General features: G+C 39.3%; 9 protein-coding genes. 1 reads left to right on the forward strand and 8 read right to left on the reverse strand.

Features of this window, described 5'->3' with window-relative positions; all coding sequences use genetic code 11:
- Nucleotides 1-41: 41 nt before the first annotated feature.
- From trxB to ACIFUW_RS09845, 3 genes are all read right to left on the reverse strand, one after another.
- Nucleotides 42-968: a thioredoxin-disulfide reductase gene (gene trxB / locus ACIFUW_RS09835; protein ID WP_002296150.1), complete on the reverse strand. Its 927-nt coding sequence runs from the start codon at nt 966-968 to the stop codon at nt 42-44.
- A gap of 144 nt (nt 969-1,112) precedes the next feature.
- Nucleotides 1,113-2,546 carry a 6-phospho-beta-glucosidase gene (locus ACIFUW_RS09840; RefSeq protein WP_002333726.1) on the reverse strand — a complete coding sequence of 478 codons (1,434 nt, stop codon included), beginning with the start codon at nt 2,544-2,546 and terminating at the stop codon, nt 1,113-1,115.
- Complete coding sequence (locus ACIFUW_RS09845; protein WP_085811443.1) at nt 2,546-3,949, reverse strand: 6-phospho-beta-glucosidase; 1,404 nt, start codon at nt 3,947-3,949, stop codon at nt 2,546-2,548. Before ACIFUW_RS09845 ends, ACIFUW_RS09840 begins: the two co-directional genes overlap by 1 nt.
- 230 nt (nt 3,950-4,179) lie before the next feature.
- Here ACIFUW_RS09845 and ACIFUW_RS09850 point away from each other — a divergent pair, with 230 nt between their 5' ends.
- Nucleotides 4,180-5,082: a MurR/RpiR family transcriptional regulator gene (locus ACIFUW_RS09850; RefSeq protein ID WP_085811442.1), complete on the forward strand. Its 903-nt coding sequence runs from the start codon at nt 4,180-4,182 to the stop codon at nt 5,080-5,082.
- A gap of 39 nt (nt 5,083-5,121) precedes the next feature.
- Here the strand turns inward: ACIFUW_RS09850 and ACIFUW_RS09855 are convergent, their stop codons facing one another.
- The 5 genes from ACIFUW_RS09855 to ACIFUW_RS09875 form a co-directional block, all read right to left on the reverse strand.
- Nucleotides 5,122-7,008, reverse strand: a complete 1,887-nt coding sequence (locus tag ACIFUW_RS09855) for a beta-glucoside-specific PTS transporter subunit IIABC (RefSeq protein WP_010724735.1) — start codon at nt 7,006-7,008, stop codon at nt 5,122-5,124.
- A 94-nt stretch (nt 7,009-7,102) separates the two neighbouring features.
- Entirely contained in the window at nt 7,103-7,954 is an 852-nt protein-coding gene (gene licT, locus ACIFUW_RS09860; protein WP_085811441.1) for a BglG family transcription antiterminator LicT, read from the reverse strand.
- A 325-nt stretch (nt 7,955-8,279) separates the two neighbouring features.
- The gene (locus tag ACIFUW_RS09865) at nt 8,280-10,064 is read right to left on the reverse strand and encodes an ABC transporter ATP-binding protein (RefSeq protein WP_010724733.1); all 1,785 of its coding nucleotides are present in this window, start codon (nt 10,062-10,064) and stop codon (nt 8,280-8,282) included.
- On the reverse strand, nt 10,064-11,815 hold the full coding sequence (locus ACIFUW_RS09870) for an ABC transporter ATP-binding protein (RefSeq protein WP_002330055.1): 1,752 nt from the start codon (nt 11,813-11,815) through the stop codon (nt 10,064-10,066). The genes ACIFUW_RS09865 and ACIFUW_RS09870 overlap by 1 nt, the downstream gene beginning before the upstream one ends.
- Before the next feature lie 141 nt (nt 11,816-11,956).
- The gene (locus ACIFUW_RS09875; protein ID WP_002294955.1) at nt 11,957-12,181 is read right to left on the reverse strand and encodes a YneF family protein; all 225 of its coding nucleotides are present in this window, start codon (nt 12,179-12,181) and stop codon (nt 11,957-11,959) included.
- Nucleotides 12,182-12,360 lie beyond the last annotated feature (179 nt).

The following is a 12,360-nucleotide window of genomic DNA, read 5'->3' on the forward strand; positions in this document are numbered from 1 at the left end:
GTAAAAGAACAATTAAAACCGTTCTTTCACTCTTTTTAAACTTATGCTGTTGTTTCTTCTAAAGACTCCAAGTATTTATACACTTGTTGTCCAGCAATACCGCCGTCACCAACAGCTGTAGTGATTTGTCGCAAATCTTTTTCACGAACATCTCCGATGGCAAAAACGCCTGGCATATTCGTTTTCATTTCGTTGTCTGTTGGAATCCAGCCAGCTTCGTTCGTCAAACCTGCTTCTCTAAAAGGTGCAGTTAATGGATCCAGTCCAACATAGATGAATACTCCGTCTGCTGCTAAATCAAATTCATTGCCGGTTTTGACATTACGTGCTTTCACACCTGTCACTACCATTTCGTTTCCAACGATTTCGTCAACGACTGTATCCCACATAAAGGAAATTTTTTCATTTGCAAATGCACGGTCTTGGATGATCTTTTGTGCACGTAATTCATCTCTACGGTGGACGATCACTACTTCAGAAGCAAATTGTGTCAAATAGATGGCTTCTTCTACTGCTGAGTCCCCACCCCCGATGACTACTAGACGTTTGTTACGGAAAAACGCACCATCGCAGACTGCACAGTAAGAAACGCCTCGTCCAGCAAATTCTTCCTCGCCAGGTACGCCTAATTTACGGTGGATACAGCCTGTTGCGATAATGACTGTTTTTCCTTCGTAACTTTTATCTTCACAGATGACTTCTTTATGGCTGCCGTGATCCTTGATATCTTGAACGATTCCATAAGCATTTTCTGTCCCAAATCTTGAGACACTTTCATACATCTTATAAGCTAGATCGGGGCCCATGATCGAATCGAATCCAGGATAATTTTCGATTTCTGCCGTATTGTTCATTTGGCCGCCAGGGGCACCTTGTTCGATCATCAATACGGATAAGTTTGAACGTGAAGCATATAAAGCAGCAGTCATCCCAGCAGGACCTGCGCCAATAACGATTACATCATACATATGTAGATTCTCCTTTACTTAATCAAGTAAGCATACTTTACAGCCAATGCGAAAAAAAGTCTATTGTTCTGCTTGCGTTTCTCGAATAGCTTTATTATACTCGAAAAATCCGCTGAAAAACAATAGACTTTTATAAATCATTGATCAATCGTTCGAAAGATTTTCTCCATTTGAATCAATTACTTTTTTATACCAGTTGAATGATTTTTTCTTTGAACGGGCTAATGTGCCATTTCCTTGGTTATCACGATCGACATAAATGAATCCGTACCTTTTCTTCATCTCACCGGTACCAGCTGATACTAAATCAATACATCCCCAAGTCGTATAGCCTAATAGATCGACTCCGTCTAGTTCTACTGCATCCTTCATCGCCTGGATATGCGCTGCCAGGTAATCGATTCGGTAATCATCTTCCACATAACCATTTTCATCTGGCGTATCGACTGCACCTAAGCCGTTTTCTACAATAAATAATGGTTTTTGATAACGATCATAAATATCATTCATCGTTATTCTCAAGCCTAATGGATCAATTTGCCACCCCCATTCACTTGCTTGCAGATATGGATTTTTGACAGAAGCAAAGATATTTCCTGCAGTCTGTTCCAAGAGTTCGTTGTCGGTAGTCGAAACTCGGGAAGAATAATAAGAAAAGGAGATAAAATCAACAGTATGTTCTTTCAGCAATGCGGCATCCCCTGGTTCCATTTCGATCTGAATGCCATTTCGTTCCATTTCTTTCAATGCATAAGCTGGGTATTCTCCTCGTGACTGAACATCAATGAAGAAATAATTTTCTCGATCTGATTTTCTAGAATCCCAAACATCTTCAGGATTGCAAGTGTATGGATAATATGCTCCTGCTGCCAGCATACAGCCTACTTTGTTCTCCGGATCTACTTCATGAGCAATCTTCGTTGCGATGGCACTTGCAACCAACTCATGATGTGCCGCTTGATATTTGATTTGTTCTTCATTTTCTCCTTTTTCAAAATACAGCCCTGCGCCCATGAATGGTGCATGAAGGATCATATTGATCTCATTGAATGTCAGCCAATATTTGACAAGTCCTTTATAGCGATTGAAGATGACTCGACACAGATTTTCATAAAAACCAACGAGTTCTCTGGAACGCCACGCACCATATTCTTTGATCAAATGCATTGGACAATCAAAATGCGTAATCGTCACAAGTGGCTCAATTCCGTGCTTTTGGCATTCTTTAAAGACATCCTCATAAAATTTCAAGCCAGCTTCATTCGGCTCTTTCTCATCCCCCATTGGAAAAATACGACTCCAGGCGATGGACATTCGATAAGTCTTGAACCCCATTTCTGCAAACAAAGCAATATCTTCTTTATAACGATGATACATATCGATTGCAATTTTTGCTGGATAAAAATGGTCCTCATCAAATTCAAACATTTTTTTCTTTCCGGTGATAACAGGAAAACGGTCTTTTCCGATTGGCACAACATCTACGTTTGCTAGTCCGCGTCCACCTTCATCATAACCGCCCTCACATTGATTGGCTGCTGTAGCACCGCCCCATAAAAAATCTTTTCTGAATCCCATTATACTTCCTCCATTATATGTGTATTACTTGATAATTCTCTTGCCAGTTCATCTTGAACTTCGATTCCTTCTTCTTTTAATCGGCCGATTGTTTCCTTGAATTGCGGTAAATACTGCTGGTGTGCAATAAACAACTCATCCATGATCCGTTTTGCTGTCTTTCCTGATCGTATAAGTGGATTGATCGTAAACGCCTGTAAGGCTGTCCCATAATCACCAGTCACAGCTGCTTCGATCGTCAGCAATTCCATATTCTTCATTACCTGCAACCAGCCTCTTTCAGCAGCAGGAAGAGAACCAAACGCTACATTTCTCGCTCCTTGTGCGCCAACATAGGCAGTGACTTCTACAACACAATCTGCCGACAGGTCAGGAACAGCTCCATCATTCTTTGTAGATACAACGATCTGTGTTTCTTTATTTCCATAGATTGAAGTAATCGTTTCACAGGCAGCGTCTGAATAATAAGCGCCACCTCGTTTTTGCAATTGTTCAGGTTTATGGTCTAATTCTGGATCTTTGTATAATTCAAACAGCTCTGCTTCTGTTTCTTTCACTTGCTGCGCTCTTGTACCAATCGTTTGATATTCTTCTAAAGCATGTTCCAGCATTTCTTCTTCACGATAGTAATAGCGGTGGTAGCCACAAGGGATCATGTTCATTTGTTTTAATTGTTCTTTGAAAAACGGGATATCAAAGATATTTTTCGGCAATCCATTGTCTTCATCGTATAAACGATCAATCAATTCTGCCGTGCGGTCATTTCCTTTATTATCTGCTACTTTGTGCCAATGGAAATGATTTAGACCGGCAAACTTGTAGATCAGCTCTTCTTTTTTCTTGCCAAGCATTGCTGGTTCTGTCATCATCGCCATTACTGGCACATTGCATAATCCAATCACTTTATCCCATTTACCATATCTGATAACTGCTTCTGTCACCATCCCACTTGGGTTCGCGAAATTGATCAGCCAAGCATTTGGACATAAACGCTTCATGTCTTCAACGATTGCCAAGACCACTGGCACGGTACGAAAAGCTTTGAATATCCCGCCAGCACCATTTGTTTCTTGTCCGATCATCCCGTAATAACTAGGGATCCGCTCGTCTTTGATTCGTGCATCTAATTGACCGACACGAAACTGAGTCGTAACAAAATCCGCATCTTTCAATGCTTCTTCCCGATCCAGAGTTGCATAGATCTTGACTTCATACGGAGAAGCATCCCACATACGCTGAGACATCTGACTAACGATATCAAGCTTTTCTTTTCCTTCTTCTACATCTACGAGCCAGATTTCTCGTATCGGTAATTCCTCATATCTTTTGATAAATCCTTCCATCAACTCGGGGGTGTAACTGCTGCCTCCACCAATCGTAGCGATTTTGATTCCTTTTGCCATGTTCTCACTCCTTTACTTTTTTACACTTTAATTATCTTTTTTGTAAACAAAACAAACAATAGAAATCCGTTTCTTTCCAGTAACATTTACAAAAGTTACTGTTTTCTAGTGGATTTTTGTAAATATCTTGTCAAAAAATGTCTATTTTAAGTTATATAGTATAAATCCGTTTACAAATCATTTTCAAAAAAGTTATAATTTACGTAAAAAAATAAGAAGAAGGTATCTACATGTTATTACGTGAAAAAATCAAAGAAATCTCCTTTTCTCCTTCAGAAAATGAAGTGATCCAGTTTCTCTTAAGCGATTCTCCAGCACTTGGCGAAATGACCATCCAAGAGATCGCTGAGCGATGTTATGTCCACCCGTCCACACTCATCCGTGTAGCAAAAAAAATGGGGTTTGATGGCTGGGTCAGTTTTCGTAATGCTTTTTTAGCTGAAACAGCCTATCTTGAAGGGAATTTTCAAGACGTAGATGCGAATCTTCCTTTTTCCACCACAGACGGTATTATGACGATCGCAAATAAAATGGCTTCTTTAGAACAGATGACGATTCAAGATACACTTTCTCTCATTCATCATGACCAACTGCAAAAAGCTAAGTATTTACTGCTCCAGGCAAAAAAAATCGTGATCTTCGCCAGTAACTCGAATACTTTGATTTCTCAAGATTTCATGCTGAAAATGAAGCGCATCAAAATGGATGTCACAATTGTCACCACTTTTGGTGAATCATTCTATGAAGCGTACAATTGCACGAGCGATATGTGCGGGATTCTGATTTCTTATACAGGTGAAAACAATGTGATCCTTCGTACCGCAGAAATATTGAAACAAAATGATGTTCCAATTTTAGCTTTGACCAGTATCGGTGATTCAACGCTATCTGCAATGAGTACAGCCGCTTTGCGACTTACGACACGCGAGCGACTGTATTCAAAAATTGGTAATTTTACGATCAATACATCAATTTGTTATCTTCTAGACGTGTTATATAGTTGTGTTTTTGCAGAAAATTATCAGCAGAATTTAGTCCATCTAATTTCTGTCGGTCAAAAATTCGATAAACGCCCTATCAGCTCAGCCATCATGAAAGAGCCTTTCAATTTTGAAAATAAAGAAGTGGAATAAAAAGAATAGTTAAGCCTAGTCCATTCTTCACCTAACCGTTCAGGTCAGTGCGGTGATAAGTGCATCGTCTGGCCCGACCGTCTCCCCTTGGTTTTCCAAAATATCCAAATAATCCGTATAATTGGTGACGATCACAGGTGTTTCTAAACTGTATCCTTCCTTTTCGATTTTCTTTTTGTCGAAGCGTAGCAACAGGTCGCCTTGTTTCACTCTTTCTCCTTGCTGCACTAAGCTTTCAAAATATTTCCCTTCCAACTGCACAGTATCCAATCCGACATGAATCAGCAATTCCAGCCCTGTTTCAGAAACCATTCCGATTGCATGTTTCGTCGGGAACAGGGTCATAACTGTTCCGTCAAAAGGGGCACGTACTTCTCCTTTTTCAGGGTAGATCAGGATCCCTCGACCTAATGTTCCTTGAGCAAAAGCTGCATCCTTCGCTGCATTTAGTGGAGCGATTTGTCCTTGTATCGGTGTTTTTACAATTTCTTTACCCGATCTTTTCTGTATATCATCTGTTTCACCTGCTTCATCCTTCCAAAAGAAAAAAGTCAGCGCAAAGGATACCACCATCGCAATGGCGATCCCAATTAATACATTAATCACATCTGTTAAATCACCATCTGGTCTAATATAGTTGGGAATCGTAAAGATGCCTAGTCCACCTTGATTCCAAGAAGTTAAATTCATTAACCCACTATACGCGCCCCCTAACGCACCACCGACACAGGTAAAAATAAATATTTTTTTACGTGGCAATGTAAACCCATAAATAGCTGGCTCTGTAATCCCCACAATACCAGAAACAATGGCTGGCATTGCGATTGCTTTGTCTTTTGGGTTTCTAAGCTTAAAGTAGAGTGCAGTAAGTGCTGCAGTTTGTCCAAAAGACACTACTGCAACAGGTGTCATGATATTTTGCCAGCCATTCACAGAAAATTGCATCAATCCCATTGGTACGATTGCCCAATGGAGACCAAACATCACCAGAATTTGCCAGAAGAAGCCTACGATTGCTCCATAATTAACTGGCGAAAGTGCTAAAAGTGTTTCAAATCCAGCCATTAAAATATCAGTTGCGAATGTGAATGCTGGTCCAACGAGTAAAAAACCTAAGGGCATTGTAATAAGAACGGTGAAGAATGGAACGAAGAAATTCGCGATCATCTCAGGTACTAACTTTTTAATTGGCTTCTGAATTTGGCTAGCTAACAACACAATAAAGATAATGGGAATGACAGAAGAAGCGTAGTTACGCGCAATCCAGGGAATGCCAAATACTGTTTGATAAATAGGTGCTTCAAAAATAGTACCAGAAAATATGGTCGTCAGTGGTGCTTCTGCTGCACCACTCAAAACTTCCAGCGACAAGTTAGGATTCATTAATGCTGCGCCAAGCAACATCCCTACGAATTCATTTACTTTAAATTTACGGGCAACTGTTAAACCGATAATAACAGGCATAAATTGGAATACAGAATCACCGATATTGTCGAACATAACAAATGTTCCAGAACCGCGATCAAACGCGCCTAAGAAGACAAGTAATGCTGTCAGTCCACGAATCATCCCACCAGCAGCCAGGATAGCAAGGAATGGCTGGAAACATCCCGATATTCCATCAATAAGCATATCAAACGGTCTCATTTTTTCTGTTGAAACAGCCTCATCAAAAGTAAGGTTTCCTGCTTTTATAACCTCTTCAAACACGACTCGCACATGATTCCCGATGACAACTTGGTACTGTCCTCCCGCTCGCATTACCGTCACAATACCGTCCATATTTTTCAAGATCTCATCATTTGCTTTTTCTTCGTTTTTTAATTTGAAACGAAGCCTTGTGATACAATGTGTCAAACCATTGATATTTTCCTTCCCGCCGACATTTTCTACAATTTTGCTCGCTAATTCTTGGTATTTTCCCATTTCTGTTCCCTCCAATTAATTAGTGGAAGGTTTAGCCAACTGAATGTCACTACCCTTATTTCATACGTTCGTGTTAATTTGTCCTCCTTTTTATTTATTTACAACGATTCTCATGCACTAAACGCGCAGTATGGATCGTTAAATACATTTTTTCATCCGTGGACATCTGGTAGTCGAAAGCCCCGGTTAAAAAGTCTGCTATTTTCTCAACGCAACCAAACGTATCCTTATATTTTTTTTGAATAACTTGGAACAATTCCTCAGAAACTTCTCCATCTTCTGATTTCGCTCCATCTAGAACACGTGTCAGAAAAAAACGTAGGTGTGTGACAAATCGAAAAAAATGGACTGAATCTTCATCAAAAGTAATCTTATAGTAACAGCGGACGATATTTAAAATATCCTGTATTGTTGTGGTAAACAGGTAGGTATTGTCTTGCTGGCTTTGAATGCCTTGTGCATTAACTAAATGCAATGCGATAAATCCGGCTTTGTCTTCTGATAACTTGATGTGGTATTTATCCGAGATTTTCTTCACTGTTTTTTTCCCAATGGCATACTCTTTAGGAAACAGTTGTTTGATATCATACAGCAATACATTTGGCACAAAGATCCCCATTTTTTGACGTTCGATAGCTGTATACAAATGATCCGTCAATGCAATATACACAGAATCATTCAAATGGACTTGTAGATCCTCTTTTGTATATTCAATGATTTCACAAGAAATTTCTAAGTACTCAAGAGGAATCGCTTGTGCCAATTCTTGGAACTGTTGTGAAAGTCCGTCATTTGTCAACTGAAATTTTTTGTCGATGCATGAGTCAAAAATCGGGTCACCCACTTTCTTTTTGAATGCCAAACCTTTTCCCATCACGATCATTTCCTGATTTCTTTCATCCCTGGTTATTACGACGTTGTTATTCAGTACTTTCTCAATCAGCATGTTTTGCTCCTTTCCATGATATATAGGGCTGTATCCAAAACAAAAAGAAAAACCCAAAAAGCCGTCCATGAAACCATGGGAGACTCATCAGGTTTAGCTTGCATTAGGCAATCACTATCCAAGTTGTATCGTTTTCTTTGTATTATCGAAAGCAAACGATTTTGTCAACGCTTTCTTAGGGGCTACTAGGCACTTCTGACTAGCTGGCGTCGTCTTTTTTAAATCTGGTAACTACGACACTAACTCTCACAGATGAAAAATATGGGAAGCTATGTTTTATTTTCACTCTAGTGCTTAGGTCAAAATGCTACTGTCACAACATCTTTTATATACCACTGCTTTGCAGTTTGTACATATCTGCATACAAACCATTTTGCGCTAGAAGTGTTTCATGATTCCCGTGTTCTACTATATGACCTTTGTCTAAAACTAAAATCAATTCTGCATCTCGAATCGTTGACAGCCGATGGGCAATCGCAATCGTTGTCCGTCCTTGTCGCATTTTCGCCAATCCTTCTTGGATCAATCCTTCTGTTTCAGTATCGATATTTGCTGTTGCTTCATCCAATACTAGAATTTTAGGATCAGTCACGATTGTTCGCGCAAAAGTGATCAGCTGTCGTTGTCCACTAGAATAGCTGGCACCATGTTCGATCACTTTTGAGTGATATCCTTTTGGTAATTCATCGATGAATTTGTTTGCTTGAACAAACTCAGCCGCATGGCGTATCTGTTCGTCTGTGATAGCTGGATTCATCATCCGAATATTTCCTGCGATATCCCCATAAAACAAGAAAGCATCTTGCAAGACCAGCCCCATTTTCTTACGTAACTCTTCCATTGGATATTCTCGAATGTCATGATCATCAATCAATATCTGACCTTCATAAAATTCGTAAAACCGCATCAACACATTGATGATCGAGCTTTTCCCACTTCCGGTGTGTCCCACTAATGCAACGGTCTCTCCCGGATTAGCAACAAAAGAGATATTGTTTAATACATTGTGCTCTCCATCATAAGAAAAGCTTACATTGCGAAACTCAATCTTACCTGAAGTAATCATTTGATCTGCTCCAGGGTTTTGTTGTGGTGCATATTCTTCTGTATCCATAATCTTCAAGATACGACTACCAGCAACCATCCCATCTGTGAAGATGCTCAAAAAGTCCATCATTTGAGACATTGGATTAAAAAATCCCTGGACATAGGTCGTAAATGCATAGATCAGTCCAACTTCTATGGGAGAATGCAACGCATCGATCCCAAACAAAGTCAACACCAACGCAATCGCCAGTGCATATAGAAAATTGATGATCGGACTTAATAGAATCGAATTCGTTTTCATCATCGCATAACGCGTGTCTAAATACTCATTGTTCACTTGTTCAAATTCTTTAGCTAAACGAGCTTCTTGGCGAAACTGCTGGATAATACGCATGCCGGAAATCGATTCATTCAATTTCGTATTCAGCTGACTTAATTTTTCTCGCATATTCCGGTAAATACGAGAACTAAATTTCTGGTAATACCAGATGACGATTCCTAAAATTGGCAAGAACACCAAAGTCCACAAGGCAATTTCTCCATTGATTTGAAACATGGCAATGAATGAAGAAACGACTGCAAAGATCCCAGTCAATACCATCAAAAAGACGTACCAAAATTCAAATAGCGTTTCTGTGTCACTCGTCACTCGAGAAACGGTTGAACCTGCCGGTGTCTGATCAAAATAACGCATACCTAGTGTATGCAGCTTTTCAAATAATTTTACCCTAATATACTGATAGGTCTTCAATGAAGCCATGGAATACAAATACCATTGGAAAAACCAAATGATACTTTTTACTATGACTCCAAATAAGTACATACCAGCAAAAAACAAAATAACTTGTGTCGTAGCCGACTGTTTAGCCAGATGATCATCCATAAAAGTTTGGATGATCCTTGGCAATAGGACATTGATCACAGACAGAGCAAACGCAAATAAGATAGCAACGATGAACGTTCTTCTAAAAGGTTTGGCGAACTTCATCAGTCGTGTGATGATCTTTTTCTGTTCTTTAAGTGGAATCGATTTTGTCCATTCCGATTGATAATTTTCATCCATCAGGCCTCGCCTCCTTCTATCTTCGCTTCTAATTGCTGTTTCTCCCACATTTGTTCATACCAGCCGCCTAGTGCAAGCAGCTCATGATGGGTTCCTCGTTCAATGATTTTCCCTTGATCGACAACAATGATTTCTTTTGCATGCATTACGCTACTTAAACGGTGAGCTGCAATGATAGTTGTTTTCTCTTTTCTTATTTCTTTTAAATTATGCAAGATAGCTTCTTCTGTTTTGGCATCTACTGCAGAAAGTGCATCATCTAACATTAATAATTCAGGATTTTTGATCAATGCTCGAGCAATCGAAATCCTTTGTTTCTGTCCGCCAGATAAAGAGACTCCACGTTCTCCAACTAAGGTATCATAACCTTTTGGTAATTCCTTGATTTCATTGTTGATAAATGCTAAAGAAGCCGCATGCTCTACTTCTTCTTCTGAAAGTTTTGGATTAGAAAAACGGATATTATCTCGAATGGTCATCGAAAACAAGAAGTGGTCCTGAGGCACATAGCCGATTGATCCTAATAAAGCATTCAATGAATATTCTTTGATCGAACGTCCGCCAAATTGGATTTTCCCTTGATAATCATCGTATTCACGCATCAGTAATTTGATGATCGTCGTTTTTCCCGCACCAGTTTTCCCAACAATACCTAATGTTTCTCCTTCTTGGATCGCAAACTTGATTTGTTCTAATGCTGGTGATTCTTCTTTCGGATAATTAAAAGAGGAAATAGCTACATTCAGCTCGCCTTTTGCCGGGGTCTGCACTGCACCCAGTTGTTCCACGATATGCGTCTTTTCATGCAAAAGTTCATTGACGCGATCATAAGAAGCATTTCCTCTTTCCAATACGTTGAACAATCGACCAATCGCAAACATCGGCCAAACAAGCATACCGATATAACTAATAAATGAGACCATCTGCCCGATCGAGATCGTGCCTTCCAAGACATACTTTCCACCTAAAATAATTGTTGCAACATAAGACAGACCGATAATCAAGGTAATGAATGGATCAAATAAGGAGTCTAAAAAATTGACTCGTTTGTTTTTAATAATTGCATCTTCAATCTTTTCTTCAAAATCCGCTAGATCTTCTTTTTCTTGTCCAAATGTTTTAATGACTTTGATCCCAGTGATACTTTCTTGTGTCTTATCATTGATACTAGAAAAAGCTTCTTGCGAATCACGAAAAGCATCATGGAGTTTTGACCCCAGCACTCGTGAAGTGACGGCCAGCAAAGGCAGAGGAATCAGCGCAATCAGTGTTAAGCGCCAATCAATAAACAAAATCATCGCAATGATCGTTGTTCCGCCCGTAATCACTGAATCTGCAAAGGTCAAGATACCAGCTCCTGCTACATTCTGGATCGCATTCAAATCATTCGTTGCGTGAGCCATCAAATCCCCAGTCCGATATTTTTGGTAAAAGAGATTGTCCATTTCTGTAAAATGTTTGAATAACTGCTGCCGAAGTTCTTTCTCCAATCGAGCTGCACTTCCCCAAATATTCGTCCGCCAGATATAACGAAAAAGATATTGTAAAAAAGCAGCGATAATCAATAGGAAGATCCACCCGAAAATGATCTTTATTGATAAATTTTTATCGGCGATCTCATCAATGATGATCCCAATCACTTTTGGAGGAACTAACTGTACCAAGGCCACTGCGAATAGCGAGAAAACCCCAATTAAATAATGTTTCTTTTCCTGACGAAAAAACCAGCCTAATTTTCTAAAAATCGACATTTTACTCCTCCTTTGTCTTTATCAAGAGCCTAGGATTGTCTGTGCTTGTCTTTTTTGCTGAATAATCTGAATAGTCTAACAAATTACGAAATAAAAAACGGACTGAAAAAATCAGCCCGTAAAAAGTCGTTGGGTCAGAACCTATTTTTTCCCTTGGTTCTTCATTTGCTGCATCATCTGGCGAATTTTCTTCTCAGATGGTTTTTGCCCCATTGACATCATCATTGATCGCAACATGTCCTCATTAACGGGAGGATTTTTTTCTAAATAGTCTTTCATATATTTACGCGCTAGGAAAAAGCCACCTACTGCGCCGATTAGCAAAGCAATAATAGCAATAAGTACGACAATACCTGTTGATAACATATAAATCTCTCCTTTCTATTTCCGAATTGCTCTCAATGACTTATTTTACTAAAGTTTATTGAAAAAAGAAAGGCGTATTCTTTAGTTTCATGCAAAAAATAGTGGTTTTTTTAGAGGAGAACAAAATTTCTTTCGTCATCTAGCAAGACGCGCCATGAAAAAAAATTAGGCGTACCGAA

Source organism: Enterococcus sp. PLH-Efm8, from assembly GCF_053011625.1.